The sequence below is a fragment of the Streptomyces sp. NPDC002787 genome (genome assembly GCF_053592095.1).
In genome coordinates this window covers 109,960-131,641 of sequence record NZ_JBSFVC010000024.1, presented here as the reverse complement: position 1 = coordinate 131,641, position 21,682 = coordinate 109,960, and the positions used below count along the sequence as shown (strand labels likewise).

The window sequence follows — 21,682 nt, the reverse complement described above, 5'->3', positions numbered from 1 at the left end:
ATGCGGGCCGTGCAAGTGCGGGCGACGTGGGTCGTACGGGGACCCAGGGACCGCCGTCAGTGGTGCAGGATCTTCGACAGGAAGTCCTTGGCCCGGTCGCTGCGGGGGTTGCTGAAGAACTGGTCCGGCACAGCCTCTTCGACGATGCGGCCGTCCGCCATGAACACCACCCGATTGGCGGCCGAACGGGCGAAGCCCATCTCGTGGGTGACGACGACCATGGTCATGCCGTCCCGGGCGAGCTGCTGCATGACTTCCAGGACCTCGTTGATCATCTCGGGGTCGAGCGCCGAGGTCGGCTCGTCGAAGAGCATGACCTTGGGGTCCATGGCCAGCGCCCGCGCGATGGCGACACGCTGCTGCTGACCGCCCGAGAGCTGTGCGGGGTACTTGTCCGCCTGGGTGCCCACACCGACCCGGTCGAGCAGGCTCCGGGCCTTCTCCTCGGCCTTCTTCTTGTCGGCCTTGCGGACCTTGAGCTGCCCCAGCATCACGTTCTCGAGCACGGTCTTGTGCGCGAAGAGATTGAACGACTGGAACACCATGCCGACATCGGCCCGCAGCTTCGCGAGCGCCTTGCCCTCGGCGGGCAGCGGCTTGCCGTCGATCTGGATGTCGCCGGAGTCGATCGACTCCAGCCGGTTGATGGTGCGGCACAGGGTGGACTTACCGGACCCGGAGGGTCCGATCACCACGACGACCTCGCCCCTGGTGATCGTGAGATCGATGTCCTGGAGTACGTGCAACGCGCCGAAGTGCTTGTTGACGCTCTTCAGGACGACCAGGTCGTCGGCCGCGGGCACCGCGTCCTTGACCACCGAAACTTCGGTCATCGCTTTCTGGCTCCGTCCTCCTCGGTTTCGGAGGACAGTAGTGACCCTCGGCGACCAGCGTCATTACATCTGAGGGAAGTTTGAGCATAACGATCTGGTAGCCGGGCAGGCACTGCCCGTAGCGGGGCTCCGCGGGGCATTTCGGCTCCGTAACGGAACCGGCGCGGAACCCGTACGGCCTTGACGGCGTCCTCACTCATCAGTGTGACTGCGAACGGGTACGAAAGCGCGTGCCCACTCTATTCGTGCGCGTAATGTGTGCCAGCCGAGACCGTACGTATGACCGAGAACGTGCGGTCGGCGAACCAAGACCGACCGATGCGCCAAGAACGATCGATGCACCAGGAACGACCGATGCACCGAGACCGACCGGTGCACCAGGAACGACTGATGCACCAGGAAGGGGCCGGAATGAGGCTGCTCCTCGTCGAGGACGACAACCACGTCGCCGCCGCCCTGTCCGCGGTCCTGGCCCGGCACGGCTTCGACGTCACCCACGCCCGCAGCGGCGAGGAGGCGCTCCAGGCGCTCGTCCCGGAGGGGAACGGCTTCGGCGTCGTCCTGCTCGACCTCGGCCTGCCCGACCAGGACGGATACGAGGTCTGCGGCAAGATCCGCAAGCGCACCAGCACCCCGGTGATCATGGTGACGGCCCGTTCCGACGTACGGTCCCGGATCCACGGCCTCAACCTCGGCGCCGACGACTACGTGGTCAAGCCGTACGACACCGGCGAGCTGCTCGCCCGTATCCACGCCGTCGCCCGCCGTCGGGCCCCCGACGAGACCGCGGCTCCCGGCGACACCGGACTGCGCCTCGGGTCCGTGCTCATCGAGCTGCCCACCCGCCAGGTCAGCGTGGACGGCTCAGTCGTCCAGCTGACCCGCAAGGAGTTCGATCTGCTCGCGCTGCTGGCCCAGCGGCCCGGCGTGGTCTTCCGCAGGGAACAGATCATCAGTGAGGTGTGGCGGACCAGTTGGGAGGGGACCGGCCGCACCCTGGAAGTGCACGTAGCCTCGCTGCGGTCGAAGCTGCGGATGCCCGCCCTGATCGAGACGGTGCGCGGGGTCGGGTACCGGCTGGTCGCCCCGACGCCGTAGCGTGCCCGCGTGCGCACTCGTCTTCTTCCGCTGCTCATCGTCCTGATGGCCGCCGTGCTGCTGGCACTCGGCATCCCGCTGGCGGTGAGCCTCGCGGCGGCGCGCCAACAGGAGGTGGTCGTCGACCGCATCGACGACACGGCGCGCTTCGCGGCCCTCGCCCAGTTCGTCACCGAGCGCCCGAGCGGATCCCGGGTGGACACCACGGACGGCCGCCGCGAGACCCTGCAGCGGGAGCTCGACCAGTACTACAGCGTGTACGGCATCAAGGCCGGCGTCTTCTACCGCGAGGACGACCAGGCACCCATGGCCAACGCCCCCTACGAGTGGGGTGTGCCCAGCGAGGGCGAAGGTCTCGCGGCGTTCGACGAGGCGCTGCTGGGACGCCGCCCGCACGACCCCGCGCAGGTGTGGCCCTGGCAGCGTGGCGGCCGGCTCGTCGTCGCGTCCCCCGTCATCCACGACGGTGACGTCGTCGCGGCCGTCGTGACCGACTCGCCCACGGACCAGATGCGCTGGAAGATCCTGCGCGGCTGGCTGATCATCGGCGCGGGTGAGGCCGCCGCGATGCTCCTCGCCGTCGGTGCCGCGCTCCGTCTGACGGGCTGGGTCCTCAAGCCCGTGCGCGTCCTCGACGTCACCACCCACGCCATCGCCTCCGGGCGCCTGAAGTCACGCGTCGCGGCGGCCGGCGGGCCGCCGGAACTCCGGCGTCTGGCACGGTCGTTCAACGAGATGGCCGACAACGTCGAGGACGTTCTGGAGCAGCAGCGCGCCTTCGTCGCCGACGCCTCCCACCAACTGCGCAACCCCCTCGCCGCGTTGCTGCTACGTATCGACCTGCTCGCGCTCGAACTGCCCGAGGGCAACGAGGAGATCGCCTCCGTCCGCACCGAGGGCAAGCGCCTCGCCCAGGTCCTCGACGACCTGCTCGACCTCGCGCTGGCCGAGCACGCGGAGTCCGATCTGCGGCTCATCGACGTGGGTGAGCTGACCGCCGAGCGCGTCGCGTCCTGGTCACCGCTGGCCGACGACAAGGGCGTGACGCTGACCGGCGCCTGCCCGGCCACCACCGCCTGGGCCGACCCCATCGCCCTGTCCAGCGCTCTGGACGCGGTGATCGACAACGCGCTGAAGTTCACGCCCGCCGGGGAGAGCGTCGAGGTCCGGGTCACCTCGAACGGTGAGGTCTCCACGGTCGTCGTCACCGACGGCGGACCGGGCCTCAGCGACGAGGAACTGGAACGCGTCGGCGACCGCTTCTGGCGCAGCACCGCACACCAGAACATCAAGGGCTCGGGCCTCGGGCTCTCCATCTCCCGGGCGCTCATCGCGGCGGGCGGCGGTTCCATCTCGTACGCCCACCACAAGCCGCACGGGCTGCGGGTGACGGTGACGGTGCCCAGGTCGCGCCCACCGGCCTGAGCAACGGCTTCAGCGCCTTCCGGAGGCTCCCTGACCTGACGGACGCGGCCTCGCCCCTCCCAGAGCACCGGGCTACGGCTTCACCGACCGGTAGTACGCCCCCGCCCCCTTGTGCAACGGCAGCGGGTCCGTATAGATCGCGGTGCGTAGATCCACCACCTGGGCCGCGTGGACGTGTTCGCCGATGTTGTCCCGGCTCTTGAGGACGACACGGGTCAGCCACTCGGTGAGCCGGGGGTCCATGTCCTCGCGGGTGATCAGCAGGTTCGCCACCGTGAGAGTGGGCACGGAGTTGGTGAGGATGGTCGGGTAGGCGTCCGCGGGCATCACGGACGCCCGGTAGTGGCTGAAGACACCGCCCTGGTCGTGCAGCTTCGTCACCAGGTCGCTGCGGATCGGGACGAAGCGGAAGTCGTACTTCTCCTGCACCGCGAGGTTGGTCAGCCCCTTCGTGGGCAGGCCGCCCGACCAGAAGAAGGCGTCGATCTTGCCGGTGCGGAGTGCGTCGGGGCTCGTCCCGATGGTGTCGCGCCGCGCGTCGATGTCCTTGTCGATGTCCAGTCCGTCCGCCGCCAGCAGGCGTTCGGCTATCAGCCGGACGCCGGAGCCCTCGGGCCCGACGGCCACCCGCTTGCCCTTCAGCTCCCGGACGCTCTGGATGGTGGAGTCGGCGGGGACGACCAGCTGCACGTAGTCGTCGTACAGCCGGGCCACGCCGCGCAGCTTGTCGGCTCCGGGCCGGTCGTCGTCGATGTACGTCTGTACGGCGTCGGCGGCGGCGATGGCGAAGTCGGCCTGGCCGGTGGCCACCCGGCGGACGTTCGTCTGTGAGCCGTTGCTGGGCATCAGCTGGACCCGTAGACCCGGCATGTCCCCGGCGATGGCGTTCCGCAGCCGGGTGCCGTACTCCTGGTAGACGCCCCGGTCGGCTCCCGTGGTGAGCGTGATCGCACCGCTCGGGGGCTCCTCGCGCGGCCACAGCCACCACGCCAGCAGTCCGAGGACCACCAGCGAGGCCACCGAGCCCAGCAGCGCGTGCCGCTTGCCGATGCGGGGGAGTACCTGGACCATGCGACGAGATCCTGCCAGGTCACCCGGCGGGCGGCCAGGGCCGGACGAATCCGGAGCCCCGTGCCCCCGAAAAGCGGGCCGCTTTTCGTCGGCCCGCCGGGAGACGGGTCAGCGGCCGGTGGCCACCGCCGTGCGGAGGCGCTCCAGCTCCTGGTACATGACCTCGCCGGGGCACTCCGTCTCCATCCAGTCCCGGTGTCCGCTGATCTCCGCCACCTCCTTCTGCGTGCCGTTGACCGGGTTCGTGTATGTCACGCGGGCCTGCGGGTCGACGCCGTGCTGCCGGACCAGCACCTTCACCAGCCGGGTCAGCGAGTCGCGGGCGGCCTCCTTCGGGCCCTGCTCGGTGAAGGTGCCCAGGAGCGCGATGCCGAGGTTGCCGGAGTTGAAGCCGCCGACGTGGAAGGCGGTCACCACCTTGCCGTCGGCGTCGTGCGCGGGCAGGCCGTCGTCGCCGGAGTAGCGGCCCTCGTAGACGCGGCCCTCCTCGTCGATGAGGAAGTGGTAGCCGATGTCGCCCCAGTCGTTGGTGATGGCGTGCAGGTGGTAGATCGCGCGGACCGTGGCGGCCGGGTCCGGGTCGTCGTTCGCCATGGCGGTGTGGTGCACGGTGATCGTCTGGAACGGGTAGAACGCGGTCGGCGAGTTCTCCGTGCCGTCCGCCTTGAACCGCAGCGACTCGTCGGCACCCCAGGCGGCCCGCGTCAGGTACTGGACGCCCCGGACGCGGGTGGGGTCGGACGGGACGGTCACCTTCCGCTCCGGGCCGTCCTGGGTGTCGACCGCGAGCGAGCGCAGACCCGTGGCCCCCTCGGGCGCCTTCAGCTCGTAGCCGGCGGCCCGGTCGGCGGCGAGCAGCACGCCACCGCCGTTGGCCACCGAGCAGCCGCCGTCGCCGAGCGACTGCCAGGCGCCCGGGCCGCCGTCGGCGTCCCGCAGCCGGATGCCGCCGCCGGTGGTCTCGTCGGTGCCGCCCCAGCGGACCCCCACGTAACCGATGGGGAAGGCCGTCTCGACGGGCGCCTCGCCGGTGGCGGCCTCGCTGCGCGTCTTCGGGAAGGTCTCGGTCGTGGTGCCGGCCTTGATGTCCTGCGTGCCGGTGTCCGCGGAACCTGAGTCGGTCGTCGCCATCACGGTCGGCGTGATCACGGCACCGGCCGCGACCGCGCCGGCGGCGCCGATCACGGCACGACGGGTCACCCGGGACTTGGCCCGGTGGGTGGGGGAGGTGGGGGGAACGCTCACGGTTGGGTCCTCAATCGCTCGGGGTGGTACTTGAAGACACAACGGAGAGTACGGAGGGGAGTCACCGCTTCCACCAGCGCCCCCCTGCACTGACGTAGCGTCAAAGGTCCATGACGCAGAGGGACTTGGCGTGTCATGACCGTGCGCGAGGGACAGAACTGTCGGGGCGGGACGGTCGGTCGATAGGGTCGCCGGATGAGTTCCTCTCCCGCTCGCCTGGTCCGCGAGTTCCACCAGGCCTTCGGCCTCGACGCCCGGACCACGCCCACCGAGGTCTCGCCCGAGCTGGCCGCCCACCGGGCCGAGCTGCTGGCCGAGGAGGCCGCCGAGGTCGCCGAGGTGGCGGTCGACGGCCCGCTCGACCGGCTGGCGCACGAACTGGCCGACGTCGTGTACGTGGCCTACGGCACCCCCTCGTCCACGGCATCGACCTCGACGCCGTGATCGCCGAGATCCACCGCTCCAACATGACCAAGCTGGGCCCCGACGGCAGGGTCGCGCGCCGGGCCGACGGCAAGGTGCTCAAGGGAGACCACTACCGGGCGCCCGACGTGTCCGCCGTGCTGCGCGGGCAGGGATGGGCCGGGTGAGCCCCCGGCCGCCGCGCCTGCCCCGGCCTGACCCAGGCCGAGGGACCGTCGCGCTGGGGACGAGGGCTCCCCGGGGGCTGCCTTAGGCTTACGGAGTGACCAACAGCAGCGACCGGAGTCAGGCAGTGGGCGTCAAGACATACGAAGTGCGTACTTATGGATGTCAGATGAACGTCCACGACTCCGAGCGCCTGTCCGGTCTCCTGGAGGAGGCCGGGTACGTGCGCGCACCCGAGGACGCCGGCGAGGGCAACGCCGATGTCGTCGTCTTCAACACGTGCGCCGTACGCGAGAACGCCGACAACCGTCTCTACGGCAACCTCGGCCGCCTCGCCCCGATGAAGAACGCCCGGCCCGGAATGCAGATCGCCGTCGGCGGCTGTCTGGCCCAGAAGGACCAGGACACCATCGTCAAGAAGGCGCCCTGGGTCGACGTCGTCTTCGGCACGCACAACATCGGCAAGCTGCCCGTCCTCCTGGAGCGCGCCCGCGTCCAGGACGAGGCGCAGGTCGAGATCGCCGAGTCACTGGAGGCGTTCCCCTCCACTCTGCCGACCCGCCGCGAGAGCGCCTACGCCGCCTGGGTCTCGATCTCGGTCGGCTGCAACAACACCTGCACGTTCTGCATCGTCCCGGCCCTGCGCGGCAAGGAGAAGGACCGCCGCACCGGCGACATCCTCGCCGAGATCGAGGCCCTGGTCGCCGAGGGCGTCTCCGAGATCACCCTGCTCGGCCAGAACGTGAACGCCTACGGCAGCGACATCGGCGACCGTGAGGCCTTCAGCAAACTGCTGCGGGCCTGCGGGAAGATCGACGGCCTGGAGCGGGTCCGCTTCACCTCCCCGCACCCCCGCGACTTCACCGACGACGTGATCGCCGCGATGGCCGAGACGCCGAACGTGATGCCGCAGCTGCACATGCCGCTCCAGTCCGGCTCGGACACGGTCCTCAAGGCCATGCGCCGCTCCTACCGCCAGGAGCGCTACCTCGGGATCATCGAGAAGGTCCGCGCCTCCATCCCGCACGCGGCCATCACCACCGACATCATCGTGGGCTTCCCCGGGGAGACCGAGGAGGACTTCGAGCAGACGATGCACGTGGTCCGCGAGGCACGCTTCACCCAGGCCTTCACCTTCCAGTACTCCAAGCGGCCCGGCACTCCCGCCGCCACGATGGAGAACCAGATCCCCAAGGAGGTCGTCCAGAAGCGCTACGAGCGCCTCGTCGCCCTCCAGGAGGAGATCTCCTGGGAGGAGAACAAGAAGCAGGTCGGCCGCACCCTGGAGCTGATGGTCGCCGAGGGCGAAGGCCGCAAGGACGGCGCCACGCACCGCCTCTCCGGCCGCGCCCCCGACAACCGCCTGGTCCACTTCACCAAGCCCGACCAGGAAGTCCGCCCCGGTGACGTCGTGACCGTCGAGATCACGTACGCCGCCCCGCATCACCTCCTCGCCGAGGGCGCCGTCCTCGACGTACGCCGCACGCGCGCGGGCGACGCCTGGGAGAAGCGGAACGCCGCGCCTGCGGAGAAGTCGGCGGGTGTGATGTTGGGGCTGCCGAAGATCGGGGTTCCGGAACCGCTGCCGGTGGCCACGACCGGTGGGTGCGCCGTCGGTCCGTAGCGGGTTCAGCTTGTCGTCAGCGTCGTCAGCGTCGTCAGCGTCGTCAGCGTCGTCAGCGTCGTCAGCGTCGTTCGCGGGCTGCGGGTGCTTGGGGTGTGGGGGCGTTCGCGCACTTCCCCGCGCCTCTGGCGGGGCGCGGCGTTACCCTGCGGACCATGCTTGTAGCCGCCGCCGTGTGCCCATGCCCGCCGCTGCTCGTGCCCGAGGTCGCCGCAGGGGCCGCGCCTGAGCTGGGCCCGGCCCGGGACGCCTGTGCGGATGCGCTCGGGGTGCTTGCCGCGGCTCGGCCCGATCGCCTGGTGGTTGTGGGTCCGGCCGGGCAGGACGGGGCGTATCCGGAGGGTTCACGAGGCTCCTTCCGTGGGTTCGGCGTGGACCTCGACGTTCGCCTGGGACGTGGGCCGGCGGGCCCGCCGGACTCGCCGGCCGCGCTGCCCGCTTCCCTCGCCGTCGCCGCCTGGCTGCTCGACCGCACCGGCTGGGCCGACGCCCCCGTGGAAGGGCTCGGCGTGGCGGAACCGCTCGCCGTCGAGCGGTGTATCCAAGTCGGACGGGACATCGCCGGGGCGGCCGAGCGGGTGGCCCTGCTGGTGATGGGCGACGCCAGCGCGTGCCGGACGGTGAAGGCCCCGGGGTATCTGGACGACCGTTCGGCCGGTTTCGACGCCTCGGTGGCGCGTGCGCTCGCCGACGCAGACGTCGCCGCCCTGAAGGCGCTGGACGTCCAGCCGGCACACGAGCTGAAGGCCTCCGGCCGCGCCCCCTGGCAGATCCTGGCCGGAGCCGCCGAGGACGCCGGTCTGGGTGGCAGCCTCCTGTACGACGACGCGCCGTACGGCGTTGGCTACCTCGTGGCCGCCTGGTCGTAGACCGGACACGGCGGGGCGGACACGGCGGACGGCCGGGAGTATGAGGTGCTCCGCGGCCGTCCGACGATGTGAACGTGTTCAGGAAGCCGGAGGCGGTGGCGTGGTGCCCCCGCCCGTGGACGGGGGCGTGGGACCGCCACCCGCGGACGGGGGTGTGTGACCGCCACCCGGAGGCGGGGGCGTGATGCCGCCGTCGTCGTCCTTGTGCGCGAGTCGGTCCATGGCGTGCTTCGCCCTGCCCGTGCCCGACTGGATCCGCTCGCTGTACTTGCCCTTGGTCTTCTTGTCGACCGTGTGCGCGGCCTTGTCGAGACCGTGCTGGATCTTGTCCTCGTGCTTCTGCGCGAGGTGCGAGACCTTGTCCTTGGCCGGGGTGAGTTTGGATTTCAAATTATCCATCAGGCCCATGGTTCACCTTCCGCGCGGGTCGGTCACTTGCGGGCGCTCTCACTGGCCTCGTTGTCGGCCGCCTGCTCGGCGGTCTGCTGCTTGGGGATCTCCACGTCGTCCGCCGCGTCGACGTCCTCCGCCGCGGGCTCCGGCGATTCCTCCTCGGCCTCGGCCTCGGGCTGGGCGGTCTCGGTCGATCCCTTCGCCTCGTCCGACTCCTCCGCCTCCGTCTCGGGGGTCGGCGCGGGTGCCGTCACGCCGGTCTCGTCCGCGTCCTTCGCCTTACGACGGAACAGTGAAAAAACGCCCATATCAACCTCAATGCTAATCATGCGGGTTAATTCCCGCGCTCTCCCGGAGCGTCCCATTGCGTCACCCGGGTCGCCGGCACTCGAATCCGGCGCTTCGAACTCGCAACACGCAACGACCCCGGCCCCCTCGCGTCACGTAGCTCGTTCGAGAAGAGGCCCGGCATTTGCGAGACTGGGGCGGTGAGTAGCGCAGTCCCCCCTCCGCGGGTCATCGCCGTCGTCGGACCGACCGCGGCCGGAAAGTCCGATCTGGGTGTCTTCCTGGCCCAGCGCCTCGGCGGTGAGGTCGTCAACGCCGATTCCATGCAGCTCTACCGGGGGATGGACATTGGCACAGCCAAGCTGACCCCCGGGGAGCGCGGCGGAGTCCCGCACCATCTGCTGGACATCTGGGACGTCACCGTCACCGCCAGCGTCGCCGAGTACCAGCGGCTCGCCCGCGCGCGCATCGACGCCCTGCTCGCCGAGGGCAGCTGGCCGATCCTGGTGGGCGGCTCCGGGCTGTACGTCCGCGGGGCCGTCGACAACCTGGAGTTCCCCGGCACCGACCCCGAGGTCCGCGCCCGGCTGGAGGAGGAGCTGACGCTGCGCGGCTCCGGCGCGCTGCACGCCCGGCTCGCCGCCGCCGACCCCGAGGCAGCGCACGCGATCCTGCCGAGCAATGGCCGCCGGATCGTCCGCGCCCTCGAAGTGATCGAGATCACCGGAAAGCCGTTCACGGCGAACCTGCCGGGCCATGACTCGATCTACGACACCGTCCAGATCGGTGTCGACGTGGCGCGCCCGGAACTCGACGAGCGCATCACCCGCCGCGTCGACCGCATGTGGGACGCCGGACTGGTCGAGGAAGTGCGCGCACTGGAGGCGCAGGGGTTGCGCGAGGGGCGTACGGCGTCGCGTGCGCTCGGCTACCAGCAGGTCCTCGCCGCGCTCGCCGGGCAGTGCACCATGGACGAGGCGCGTGCCGAGACCGTGCGTGCCACCAAGCGCTTCGCGCGCCGTCAGGATTCATGGTTCAGGCGCGACCCGCGGGTGCATTGGCTCAAGGGGGGGCTCGCCGACCTGACGGAACTCCCGGAGCTCGCACTGGCGTTGGTCGAACGACCGGTTACAGCCTGATCACGTCATGGCATCGGGTCGCCCCGGCGGTCATCCCGGCCTCCGGGAGCGTGCCATCATCGAGCTTCGATCGACCAAGTGGAGTCCGAGTTGGGAGGGCGCGTGGCGATGGAGGCCGGCCCTCGCGACACCGCACAAGGCGCGGAGCACGACACCGCGGAGGACGCGGAGCAGCTGGTTACCGAGGGGTACGGACTGGATCCCGACGGCGACCCGCTGAGCCCCGACGGTCCTGAGGACCAGGCTCCCGGTGGCGTGAGCGACGACGGACCGGAACCGGACGAGATGTCCGGCCCGGAGGTCGAGGTCGAACTGCGCCCGCAGCGCAGACTGCGGCTCTGGCAGCTCGCGCCCATCGTGGGTCTCGCCGCGCTCGGCTCCCTGATGTTCGCCTTCCCGCTCGCCTTCGAGTTCGGGGACGGCGGCGCCGTGGTCGCCATGCTCGGTCTGCTGATCTGCTCCACCGCGGCCGGCTGGGGCATGATGGCCGCCCGCCGGGTCGGCTACACGTGGCCCGGCCTGCCTGCCCGTGGCTCCGGCCGCCGCCCGGACTGGCGCCTCGTCCTCGCCTACGCCCTGATCGTGGCCGCGGTGGCCTTCCTGGCAGTCTGGCGAGTGGCACGGCTCCGCTAGAGCGCCCCGTAAGGGGCGCGAGGAACTGCGCGACCAGCCACGAACAGACCCGCGCGGAACCCTCCACCCGCAGGCTCTCCCGTCGGCCAACCCAGCGGAGCGCTCCCGTACGATCGAGGAATGAGCACGCGGATCGCCTTCCTCAAGGGGCACGGGACCGAGAACGACTTCGTGATCGTCCCGGACCCCGAGAACGTCATCGACCTCTCCCCGGCCGCCGTCGCCGCCCTGTGCGACCGGCGCGCGGGCATCGGGGGCGACGGCGTGCTGCACGTCGTACGGTCCGCCGCGCACCCCGAGGCGAAGGAGCTGGCGGCCGAGGCGGAGTGGTTCATGGACTACCGCAACGGCGACGGATCGATCGCCGAGATGTGCGGAAACGGCGTCCGGGTCTTCGCGCGCTACCTCCTGCACGCCGGTCATGTCACCGAGGGCGACCTCACCGTGGCCACGCGCGGAGGCGTGAAGAAGGTCCACATCGACAAGGACGGCGACGTCACGGTCGGGATGGGCCGCGCTCGCCTCCCCGAAGGGGACGTCACGGTGAGCGTCGGCGGGCACAGCCGGCCCGCGCGGAACGTGAACATGGGCAACCCGCACGCGGTGACGTTCGTCGACGACCTCGCGGACGCCGGCGACCTGTACACGGCGCCGCCCTTCAGTCCCGCCTCCGCCTACCCGGACGGCGTGAACGTCGAGTTCGTCGTCGACCGGGGCCCCGGGCACGTGGCGATGCGCGTCCACGAGCGCGGCTCCGGCGAGACCCGTTCCTGCGGCACCGGCGCCTGCGCCGTCGCCGTGGCCACCGCCCGCCGTGACGGCATCGACCCGGCCGTCACGGGTGCCCCGGTGACGTACACCGTCGACGTGCTCGGTGGCACGCTCGTGATCACCGAACGGCCCGACGGCGAGATCGAGATGACCGGCCCCGCGGTGATCGTCGCCGAGGGCGAGATCGATCCCAAGTGGCTGGAAAACGCTGCGCGTTGAGGTGTGGTAGGGCTTGGGATGGTGGCATCCGGGGCGTGGGCGCCGTAGGGATCCAAGCCCGTCATGCGTTCAGAAGGGTGAATCCATGGCACACCCCGGGTGCGGTGGCTCGAAACCGTAAACCTCGGAACCTTCGCTCGAATGGGTGATCCGTTTCACGCTCGGCGAGAGGCGGTCGGACGGGCGTGGTGGGCTCGGTAGCATCAAGCACCGGCACGGACGGGGGAACGACACGATCCCTGAGCCGCCGCACGCCCTGGGGCACCCGTCCGCCGGTCCACGCAGCCGGAGGTGCCCATGAGCGCGGAGGCCACGAACCCCGCCGTATCGCCCGCCCCTGCGCCGCCCACAGCGCACCGCAGGAAGGGTCGACCTCGTATCGACCTGCGCCGTCTGGGCCGCGCCGCACTCCTGGGCCCGACGACCCGCGACCGGTTGCCCGACGCGATCAGCCATGTCGCCGAGGCACACCGCGCCCACCATCCCGACGCCGATCTGGAGCCGCTGCGCCGGGCGTACGTCCTCGCGGAGTCCTCGCACCGCGGTCAGATGCGCAAGAGCGGTGAGCCGTACATCACGCACCCGCTCGCCGTGACCCTGATCCTCGCCGAACTCGGCGCGGAGACCACGACCCTGACGGCCTCTCTGCTCCACGACACCGTCGAGGACACGGATGTGACCCTCGATCAGGTGCGCGAGGAGTTCGGCGCGGAGGTCTGCTATCTCGTCGACGGCGTCACCAAGTTGGAGAAGGTCGACTACGGCGCAGCCGCCGAACCCGAGACCTTCCGAAAGATGCTCGTCGCCACCGGCAACGACGTCCGTGTGATGTCGATCAAACTCGCCGACCGGCTGCACAACATGCGCACCCTCGGCGTGATGCGCCCCGAGAAGCAGGAACGCATCGCCAAGGTCACCCGGGACGTACTGATCCCGCTCGCCGAACGGCTGGGTGTCCAGGCGCTCAAGACCGAACTGGAGGATCTCGTCTTCGCGATCCTCCACCCCGAGGAGTACGCCCACACACGCGAACTCATCGCGGACAACGCGGCGCAGGACAGCGACCCGCTCGCCGAGATCTCCGACGAGGTGCGCGGCGTCCTGCGCGAGGCGGGAATCCAGGCCGAAGTCCTCATAAGGCCACGCCACTTCGTCTCCCTGCACCGGGTCTCGCGGAAACGCGGACGACTGCGCGGCACCGACTTCGGACGGCTCCTGGTGCTCGTGGCCGAGGACGCCGACTGCTACGCCGTCCTCGGCGAACTGCACACCTGCCTCACGCCCGTGGTCTCGGAGTTCAAGGACTTCATCGCCGTACCGAAGTTCAACCTGTACCAGTCGCTCCACACGGCCGTCGCGCGTGGCGACGGCCAAGTCGCCGAAGTCCTCATCCGCACACACCAGATGCACAAGGTCGCCGAGGCCGGCGTCGTCGCCCTGGGCAATCCATACGCCGCTCCCTCCGAGGAGCAGACCGACAGGGAACGGGCCGGCGGCGAGGGCGAGCGTGTCGACCCCACCCGTCCCGGCTGGCTCTCCCGGCTCCTCGACTGGCAGGAGGCGGCACCGGACGCGGACATGTTCTGGTCGACCCTGCGCGAGGACCTCGCCCAGGACCGCGAGATCACCGTCTTCCGGCCCGACGGGGGCGCGTTGGGGCTCCCCGAGGGCGCCAGTTGCGTGGACGCGGCGTACGCGCAGTACGGCGAGGACGCGCACGCCTGCATCGGCGCCCGCGTCAACGGCCGCCTGGCGACGCTGAGCACGGTCCTCAGGGACGGCGACACCGTCCAGCTCCTCATGGGTCAGGACCCGGCCTCCGAGCCCTCCAGAGAGTGGCTGGAGCACGCCCACACGCCTGCCGCGCGCATCGCCATCCAGCGCTGGCTCGCCACCCACCCCTCGCCCGCCGACGACGAGCAGGGGGAGCGCGACGGCGGCCGCGACGACGAGACGCCCGCCCTCCGCCCCGCCCTCGACGAGTCCGCCGCCGCCTCCGACACCGCGAACGCCGTGGTCGTCGTCGACAGGCCCGAGGCGAACGTACGCCTCGCCGGCTGCTGTACGCCCGTACCACCCGACGAGGTCACCGGTTTCGCCGTCCGTGGGGGAGTGGTGACGGTGCACCGCGTCGAATGCGCCGCCGTGACACGCATGAAGGGCTTGGGGCGCCCGGAGACCGACGTGCGCTGGGGGGACACCACCGAGTTCCGGGTCACTCTCGTCGCCGAGTCCTTCCAGCGGCCCCACCTCCTTGCCGACCTCACCGAGGCCATCGCCCTCGAAGGCGTCGACATCGTCTCCGCCACCGTCGAACCCCCGACCCAGCAGCGCGTCCGGCACACCTACACGCTGCAACTCCCGGACGCCGCCCACCTCCCGGTCCTGATGCGGGCCATGCGGAACGTCCCCGGCGTGTACGACGTGGGGCGCACCCAGCACCAGACGGCGGGCGCGCACTGACCCCGGGGGCCGCCGGGCACCGACTTCGCGGGCGGAGCGGGTAGGGGGCGGCTCGGCGGATGGTGGGCCGCTCGTTCGGGTGGGACCGCTGCGCGTCGGCGGCGCGGAGCACGGCCGCGCTGGTAGCGGTGATCCATGCCGCTCATCCCACTCTCCAGGAGCCGCCGCGTCCGGTCGGCGCTGCTCGCGCCCGCCGTCTCCGTCTGTCTGATCGCCGCGAGCGCCCCCTCACCCGCCGTGCCCCTCGGCATCGGCGACCGGCTCTTCCCTCACCTCGGCAACCCGGGGTACGACGTGCGGTCGTACGACCTCTCCTTCATCTACCCCGGCAGCAACCGCGAGCCCCTCACGGCCGTCACCAAGATCGACGCCCGGACGACCTCCCCTCTGGAACGGATCAACCTCGACTTCACGCACGGAAAGGTGCGCTCCGTCGAGGTCGACGGCGAACCCGCCGCCTTCACGAGCGCCGGGGAGGACATGGTGATCACCCCCCGGGCGCCGCTGCCCGAGGGGAGCCGGACGCGCATCACGGTGCGGCACACCAGCGACCCCGTGTACACCGGGGACGAGGAGGGCGGCTGGCTGCGGACCGCCGACGGGCTCGCGATGGCCAACCAGGCCGACGCGGCGCATGCGGTCTTCCCCTGCAACGACCACCCCTCCGACAAGGCCATGTTCACCGTCCGCGTCACCACGCCCGACGGCTACACGGCCGTCTCCAACGGCCTGGCGACCGGCACGGACCGCGTCCGCGGGGCCACCACCTGGACCTACCGCACCCAGCACCCCATGGCCACCGAGCTGGCCCAGATCTCCATCGGCCGCTCCGCCGTGCTCCACCGGACCGGGCCCCACGAGCTGCCCGTACGTGACGTGGTCCCCGCCAAGGACCGCGGGAAGCTCGAACCGTGGCTCAAGAAGACCCCCGCCCAGATCGCGTGGATGGAGGACAAGGTCGGCCGGTACCCCTTCGAGACGTACGGCGTGCTGATCGCCGAGGCGCAGACCGGGTTCGAGCTGGAGACGCAGACACTCTCGCTGTTCGAGAAAGAGCTGTTCACGCGGCCGGAGTACCCGAAGTGGTACGTCGAGTCGATCATGGTGCACGAGCTGGCCCACCAGTGGTTCGGCAACAGCGTCAGCCCCCGCACCTGGTCCGACCTGTGGCTCAACGAGGGACACGCCACCTGGTACGAAGCCCTGTACGCCGAGGAGACCGCCGGGAAGACCGTGGAGGCCCGTATGAAGGCCGCCTACGGCGCCTCCGACCGCTGGCGGGCCGCCGGAGGGCCGCCCGCGGCACCGAAGGAGCCCAAGAACGGCCAGAAGGTCGGCATCTTCCGGGAGAACGTCTACGACGGTGCCGCGCTCTTCCTGTACGCGCTGCGCCAGGAGATCGGCGGCCCCGCCTTCGACGCCCTGCAGCGGACCTGGGTCGCCATCCACCGGGACGGCGTCGCCTCGACCGCCGACTTCCAGGAACTCGCCTCCCGGCTCGCCGGACGCGACCTGACCGCGTTCTTCCACGCCTGGCTGTACGAGGAGAAGACCCCGCCGATGCCGGGGCACCCGGACTGGAAGCAGGCTCCGGTGCGGGCCTCGGCGAAGGGGTAGGCGGGCTCGGCCCGGAAGCGGTGGGGGCCCCACCGGAAGCGGTGGGCGGGGGCGCCCGCGGCAGCGGTGCGCGGGGGCCGCGCGGGTGTGGCTTCGGCGCGGACGGGAATAACCCGGGTGACGAGACGGGGCGTGCCGTGCGACCATCTTCGAGCCGGCGACGGGAATCTCCCGGCAGCCCCGGGCGTTGTCGCCAGTGACGGGTCGTGATCCGTCACCCTTCGGTATCCCCTCGACGTAAGGACCCAATGACCTCCTCTTCTTCCCCTTCCCAGGCCGCACAGCGCGCCTTCGCGCAGAACAACCCCGAAGGTCTTCGGGCCGATGCCCTGATGGAAGAGGACGTCGCCTGGAGCTTCGAGATCGACGGAGAACGGGACGGCGACCAGTTCGACCGCTCCGACCGCGCGGCTCTGCGCCGTGTCGCGGGCCTCTCCACTGAGCTCGAGGACGTCACCGAGGTCGAGTACCGCCAGCTCCGCCTGGAGCGCGTCGTACTCGTCGGTGTCTGGACCACGGGAACCTCACAGGAGGCGGAGAACTCGCTGGCCGAGTTGGCCGCCCTCGCGGAGACCGCGGGCGCGCTCGTGCTCGACGGCGTGATCCAGCGTCGCGACAAGCCGGACGCGGCCACCTACATCGGCTCCGGCAAGGCCAACGAGCTGCGGGACATCGTCCTCGAATCGGGCGCGGACACCGTCATCTGCGACGGTGAGCTGAGCCCGGGCCAGCTCATCCACCTCGAAGACGTCGTCAAGGTCAAGGTCATCGACCGTACGGCCCTGATCCTCGACATCTTCGCCCAGCACGCCAAGTCCCGAGAGGGCAAGGCGCAGGTCGCGCTCGCGCAGATGCAGTACATGCTGCCGCGACTGCGAGGCTGGGGTCAGTCGCTGTCCCGGCAGATGGGCGGCGGCAAGGGCGGCGGCCTCGCCACCCGTGGTCCCGGTGAGACCAAGATCGAGACGGACCGGCGTCGGATCCGCGAGAAGATGGCGAAGATGCGCCGGGAGATCGCGGAGATGAAGACCGGCCGCGAGATCAAGCGCCAGGAGCGCCGCAGGAACAAGGTGCCCTCGGTCGCTATCGCCGGGTACACGAACGCCGGAAAGTCCTCGCTGCTCAACCGCCTCACCGGCGCGGGCGTACTCGTGGAGAACGCGCTGTTCGCCACCCTCGACCCGACCGTGCGCCGGGCCGAGACCCCGAGCGGGCGGCTGTACACGCTGGCGGACACCGTCGGCTTCGTACGCCACCTGCCGCACCACCTCGTCGAGGCGTTCCGCTCCACGATGGAGGAGGTCGGCGACTCCGACCTGATCCTGCACGTGGTCGACGGTTCGCACCCCGCGCCGGAGGAGCAGCTGGCCGCCGTGCGCGAGGTCATCCGTGACGTGGGCGCGACGAACGTGCCCGAGATCGTGGTGATCAACAAGGCGGACGCGGCCGACCCGCTGACGCTGCAGCGGCTGCTGCGGATCGAGAAGCGCTCCATCGCGGTCTCGGCCCGCTCGGGCCAGGGCATCGAGGAACTGCTCGCCCTGATCGACAACGAGCTGCCGCGTCCCTCGGTCGAGATCGAGGCGCTCGTGCCGTACACCCACGGCAAGCTCGTCGCCCGCGCCCACACCGAGGGCGAGGTGATCTCCGAGGAGCACACCCCGGAGGGCACGCTGCTCAAGGCCCGGGTGCACGAGGAACTGGCCGCGGACCTGGCACCGTACGTCCCGGCGGCGACCACGGCCTGACCGTCGTAGCCAGCCGTACCCGAAGGCCCGCCCCCTCCGCCGAGGGGCGGGCCTTCGGTCTGCGCGGGGACACCGGCCGCTTGGTGTCCCCGCACACCCCCGTCCGTCCCCCGCGCTACGTGGTCTTCTCCTTGACCTCGTAACCGGGGAAGGTCTCCACCTCGCTCTCGGCCATCGAGCGGGCGCGTCCGCCGTAGTAGGCGGCGATCAGCTCACCGGGGCCGTAGGCGGGGTGTCGGCACGTGCCTTGTTCAGCCGGACGAGGATGTTCCACTCGTTGTGGCAGCCGAGGCTGTACGAGCCGCCCGCGCGCACGGTGTAGAAGCGCACGAACTCCTTGCGCCGGGCCTCCCAGACCGCCGCGTCGTCCGGATCGGTGAGATCGAGCGGGCGCCGCGTGCCGTCGGGGCCCGGGAGGGCGCCGAAGTCGGTCCAGAAGTCGGGGTCGATGGCGTACTTGCGGGCGAAGTACGCCTCCACCGCCGCCACCAGCGCACCGCCGCCGCCCGAGTCCGCTCGGAAGAAGCCGTGCACGTCTTCGGGCCCGAGGAAGTAGAACGCGTCGAAGAGGCCGCCGAGCTGCAGCTTCTGGCGCGAGGGCCGACCGGGCGGGCCGGGCGGGTCCGTGAGGTAGTGGTCCTCGGCGAGGACACGGGTCCACATGCGCATGTAGTCGCCGCCGGTCGGCCGGGCGGTGGCCATGAGGTCATCCAACGTTAGCGACCGGTTGGTCTCCCGGGCGAGTTCGAGGATGTGCCGGGCCACCAGGCCGGTGCCCTCCTTCGACTCCAGCTGATACGCGGCCGGGTTGACGACGAAGAACCGCTCGCCCCGCTCGGACGCCAACCGGCGGGACACGAAGTTCGCGATCTCGGTGTTGGTCCGGAAGTGACCGCCGCCGCGCGAACTGATCGGGCAGCTCAGATAGACGACGACACGGTCCTCGGCCTGGGCACGGGCGATGTCCCTCCAACTCGCCTGCGAGACGCTGGGCCTGGGTCCCGGCGACAAGGTGATCGTCCCCGGCCTCACCCGTCCGGCGACGGTCGGCGCGATCCTCGACGCGAGCGCCGTGCCCGTCCTGGTCGACGTGGACCCCGACACCTGGTGCCTGGACCCGGCCGCCGTGGAGGCCGCCGTGACCGAACGGACCCGAGCGGTCGTCGCCGTCCACCTCTACGGCGCCATGTCCGACCTCGCCGCCCTGGCCGCCCGGTACGGCCTCGCGCTGATCGAGGACTGCGCCCACGCGCACGGCGCCCGCTGGGAGCGGTACGGCGCCGGCTCGGTCGGCACGCTGTCCTGCTTCGACTTCGGTATGAGCGCGACCCTCACCGCGGGTGAGGGCGGCTGTGTGGCCACCGCCGACCCGCTGCTGGCGGGGCGCCTGTCCAGCCTCTGCGACTGCGGACGCGCACCGGAGGGCTCAGCGCCGGGCTGGCGGCCCGTGCAGGGCGGCAACCACCGGATGACGGAGTGGCAGGCGGCGATCCTGCTCGCCCAGTGCGACCGGTTCGCCAAACAACGCGAACGCCGGGAGGCGGTCACCCGCCGCTGGCGCGAAGCGGCGCTCGCCCACGGCTTCCTGCGCCCCGCCCGCCTGCTTCCCCGGGTCGAGCGGCCACCCGGCTACGCCCTGGCCCTGTCGTACGATGCCGACACGACCCTCCTGCGCGACATCCCCGTGGAGACCGTCCGCGCCGCCCTCGCCGCCGAACTGAGCGTCCCCGTCGAGGCCGGCCACCGCCCCCTCGACGCCTCACCCGCCTACCTTCCGCACAGCAAGCCCCGGCACCGCCTGTCCCAGGAGTACTGGGAAGCCATCGACCCGCGTCGGGCCCGACTCCCGCACTCCGCCCGTCTGTACGACTCCTCCGTGGTTCTCCCGCACACCGCGATGCTCCGCCCAGGCGCCGAGGAACACCTGCCCCAGGCACTCGACCGACTGGCCCGCCACGCCGGCCGACTGCGCGACTGGTCCGCCGGACGGAGGAGGACGGCCACGTGAAACCCCCTCCAGCACCGCGCGAGGGCTCACCGACCGCCGTACGACGTCCTCATCTAGTCGAACAAGGCCTCGGCCCCGTCGCCCAACCGCGGTCCGGGCGCCCGTCGGAACTATCCGTGTGTCAAGGCCACCATGCGGGGACGCTGGGGCACCGGCGGAGGGCGCGCGGCCAAGATCTCCGCGCGCCGTCCGACTTCCACCCCTCGCGGGGCGGCACCATCCTCGTCAGCTCGGCGTCACTGCGACGCGAACTTGTCGCTCACCGCCTGGTACACACCCTCGGCCTCCTTGCCCAGCCGCGGACCGGCCAGCCAGCCGGCGCTCACCGGGCCGATGGAGGTGTTGGACACCAGCGCGGGCTCACCGTTCGAACCGGTCGCCACCCAGCCACCACCAGACGAACCGCCGGTCATGGTGCAGCCGATGCGGTACATCGTGGGGTCCGACTCGACGAGCGAGAGCCGCCCCGGCTTGTCCGTGCACTGGTACATCGTCTCGCCGTCGTACGGCGCCCCCGCCGGGTAGCCGGTCGCGGTGATGCTCTCCACCTGCGGCACGGCAGGCGCGTCGAAGTCCACCGGCAGCGCCGAACCGACCATCTCCTCAAGCGACTTGCCCCCGCTGCCCTCCTCCGGCGTCACATGGATCACCGCGAAGTCGTACGGCGCTCCGTCACCGCCCGTCTGGCCGCCCTGCTCGATCCACTGGTCCGAGGTCTGCGCCCAGTCGCCCCACCAGACGCCGTACGGGGCGACCTCCTCCTTCGTGGCCGTCTGCAGCTCCGCCGCCGCCATGCCGCTGTCGTTGTACGACGGCACGAACGCGATGTTGCGGTACCAGCCGCCCGACTTGCCGGCGTGCACACAGTGGCCGGCGGTCCACACGAGGTTGGACTTGCCCGGGTTGGCCGGGTCCTGGACCACCGTCGCCGAGCAGACCATCGTGCCCTCGGGCGCGTCGAAGAACACCTTGCCCGCCTCGGGCACGTTCTCGTGGTACTTCGCCGACACCGCCTCCGCGTCGATGGACTCCGGGGTCGGGTCGGTCACGCCCTGGTCACCGGCGAGGTCGCTCTCGTCGACCTCCTTCTCCGGCTCCTCGGCGTCCCGCATCCGGTCCGGGTCCCACAGGTCCTTGATGATCGGGTTGACGTAGTCCTCGGCCTCGCGCAGCCAGTCGTCCTTGTCCCAGTTCTTCCAAGCCCCGCCCCGCCACTTGTCGAGGTCGATCCCGTGTTCCTTGAGCTTGTCCTTGATGTCGTCCGGGATCTGGATCTTGCCGTCGCCGCCACTGTCGCCGCCCTGTGCGGAAGCCGACGCCTCGGCGTTCGCCGTGGTGTCACCCGAGCCGCACGCGGTGGCGGTCAGCGACAGGATCGTGACGAGGCCCACCGCGGCCAGAACGGGGGAGGTTCTGCGGCGCGTGCTCCTCCCACGACGAGCGGCGAAGAGCGGTCGTATGGGTCGCATGGTCTGAACTCCCCCTGGGGCGTAAGAGAACTCTGTGCTGCCGAAGCGGCTCGCGCACGGCTCCACCGCGCACCCACCGCCTTCTTGTACGCAACCGACACGGCAAACGCGCGGCTCTGTACCTCTGTTTCTTCGTACGTAGTGGTCGTACGCGCGGCTTGGTGAGGGTCCGCCGAGCCAC

General features: G+C 70.8%; 18 protein-coding genes and 1 pseudogene. 12 read left to right on the top strand and 7 right to left on the bottom strand.

The genetic code is table 11. From position 1 onward, the window contains the following. Positions 1-56 precede the first annotated feature (56 nt). On the bottom strand, positions 57-833 hold the full coding sequence (locus ACWD26_RS30680; protein WP_451275205.1) for an amino acid ABC transporter ATP-binding protein: 777 nt from the start codon (positions 831-833) through the stop codon (positions 57-59). Between the two features lie 411 nt (positions 834-1,244). On the opposite strand from ACWD26_RS30680, the gene ACWD26_RS30675 reads away from it, so the two are divergent. Both ACWD26_RS30675 and ACWD26_RS30670 read left to right on the top strand, forming a co-directional pair. Then, entirely contained in the window at positions 1,245-1,931 is a 687-nt protein-coding gene (locus ACWD26_RS30675) for a response regulator transcription factor (RefSeq protein WP_451275232.1), read from the top strand. Positions 1,932-1,940: 9 nt separating this feature from the next. Further along, positions 1,941-3,356, top strand: a complete 1,416-nt coding sequence (locus tag ACWD26_RS30670; protein ID WP_451275204.1) for an ATP-binding protein — start codon at positions 1,941-1,943, stop codon at positions 3,354-3,356. A 72-nt stretch (positions 3,357-3,428) separates the two neighbouring features. On the opposite strand, the gene ACWD26_RS30665 is transcribed toward ACWD26_RS30670, so the two are convergent. Beyond that, a complete protein-coding gene (locus ACWD26_RS30665; RefSeq protein WP_451275203.1) occupies positions 3,429-4,427 on the bottom strand; it encodes a TAXI family TRAP transporter solute-binding subunit in 999 nt (332 codons plus the stop codon). A 108-nt stretch (positions 4,428-4,535) separates the two neighbouring features. Then, entirely contained in the window at positions 4,536-5,672 is a 1,137-nt protein-coding gene (locus tag ACWD26_RS30660; protein WP_451275202.1) for a peptidoglycan recognition protein family protein, read from the bottom strand. A 195-nt stretch (positions 5,673-5,867) separates the two neighbouring features. Between ACWD26_RS30660 and ACWD26_RS30655 the strand changes: the two are divergent. From ACWD26_RS30655 to ACWD26_RS30645, 3 genes and pseudogenes are all read left to right on the top strand, one after another. Then, positions 5,868-6,262, top strand: a pseudogene (locus ACWD26_RS30655) (pyrophosphohydrolase domain-containing protein). A gap of 95 nt (positions 6,263-6,357) precedes the next feature. Beyond that, positions 6,358-7,884, top strand: a complete 1,527-nt coding sequence (gene miaB, locus ACWD26_RS30650; RefSeq protein WP_451275201.1) for a tRNA (N6-isopentenyl adenosine(37)-C2)-methylthiotransferase MiaB — start codon at positions 6,358-6,360, stop codon at positions 7,882-7,884. A 155-nt stretch (positions 7,885-8,039) separates the two neighbouring features. Continuing rightward, on the top strand, positions 8,040-8,753 hold the full coding sequence (locus ACWD26_RS30645; protein ID WP_451275200.1) for a class III extradiol dioxygenase subunit B-like domain-containing protein: 714 nt from the start codon (positions 8,040-8,042) through the stop codon (positions 8,751-8,753). A gap of 78 nt (positions 8,754-8,831) precedes the next feature. On the opposite strand, the gene ACWD26_RS30640 is transcribed toward ACWD26_RS30645, so the two are convergent. Next, on the bottom strand, positions 8,832-9,161 hold the full coding sequence (locus tag ACWD26_RS30640) for an antitoxin (RefSeq protein WP_451275199.1): 330 nt from the start codon (positions 9,159-9,161) through the stop codon (positions 8,832-8,834). A gap of 23 nt (positions 9,162-9,184) precedes the next feature. Beyond that, complete coding sequence (locus ACWD26_RS30635) at positions 9,185-9,454, bottom strand: hypothetical protein (protein ID WP_451275198.1); 270 nt, start codon at positions 9,452-9,454, stop codon at positions 9,185-9,187. A gap of 180 nt (positions 9,455-9,634) precedes the next feature. On the opposite strand from ACWD26_RS30635, the gene miaA reads away from it, so the two are divergent. The 6 genes from miaA (at position 9,635) to hflX (ending at position 18,024) form a co-directional block, all read left to right on the top strand. Next, positions 9,635-10,573, top strand: coding sequence for a tRNA (adenosine(37)-N6)-dimethylallyltransferase MiaA (miaA, locus tag ACWD26_RS30630; RefSeq protein ID WP_451275197.1), 939 nt, complete (start codon positions 9,635-9,637; stop codon positions 10,571-10,573). A 108-nt stretch (positions 10,574-10,681) separates the two neighbouring features. Beyond that, a complete protein-coding gene (locus tag ACWD26_RS30625; protein WP_451275231.1) occupies positions 10,682-11,206 on the top strand; it encodes a hypothetical protein in 525 nt (174 codons plus the stop codon). Positions 11,207-11,326: 120 nt separating this feature from the next. Then, complete coding sequence (gene dapF, locus ACWD26_RS30620) at positions 11,327-12,196, top strand: diaminopimelate epimerase (protein ID WP_451275196.1); 870 nt, start codon at positions 11,327-11,329, stop codon at positions 12,194-12,196. 297 nt (positions 12,197-12,493) lie between these two features. Continuing rightward, complete coding sequence (locus ACWD26_RS30615; RefSeq protein ID WP_451275195.1) at positions 12,494-14,659, top strand: RelA/SpoT family protein; 2,166 nt, start codon at positions 12,494-12,496, stop codon at positions 14,657-14,659. Positions 14,660-14,794: 135 nt separating this feature from the next. Beyond that, on the top strand, positions 14,795-16,276 hold the full coding sequence (locus ACWD26_RS30610; protein WP_451275194.1) for a M1 family metallopeptidase: 1,482 nt from the start codon (positions 14,795-14,797) through the stop codon (positions 16,274-16,276). 248 nt (positions 16,277-16,524) lie between these two features. Beyond that, positions 16,525-18,024, top strand: coding sequence for a GTPase HflX (gene hflX / locus ACWD26_RS30605; protein WP_451275193.1), 1,500 nt, complete (start codon positions 16,525-16,527; stop codon positions 18,022-18,024). A 207-nt stretch (positions 18,025-18,231) separates the two neighbouring features. Here the strand turns inward: hflX and ACWD26_RS30600 are convergent, their stop codons facing one another. Continuing rightward, entirely contained in the window at positions 18,232-19,035 is an 804-nt protein-coding gene (locus ACWD26_RS30600; protein WP_451275192.1) for a hypothetical protein, read from the bottom strand. Between ACWD26_RS30600 and ACWD26_RS30595 the strand changes: the two genes are divergently transcribed. After that, the gene (locus ACWD26_RS30595) at positions 18,986-20,032 is read left to right on the top strand and encodes a DegT/DnrJ/EryC1/StrS family aminotransferase (protein WP_451275191.1); all 1,047 of its coding nucleotides are present in this window, start codon (positions 18,986-18,988) and stop codon (positions 20,030-20,032) included. The genes ACWD26_RS30600 and ACWD26_RS30595 overlap by 50 nt on opposite strands. A 236-nt stretch (positions 20,033-20,268) precedes the next feature. On the opposite strand, the gene ACWD26_RS30590 is transcribed toward ACWD26_RS30595, so the two are convergent. Further along, positions 20,269-21,501 carry a trypsin-like serine peptidase gene (locus ACWD26_RS30590; RefSeq protein WP_451275190.1) on the bottom strand — a complete coding sequence of 411 codons (1,233 nt, stop codon included), beginning with the start codon at positions 21,499-21,501 and terminating at the stop codon, positions 20,269-20,271. Between the last annotated feature and the right edge of the window lie 181 nt (positions 21,502-21,682).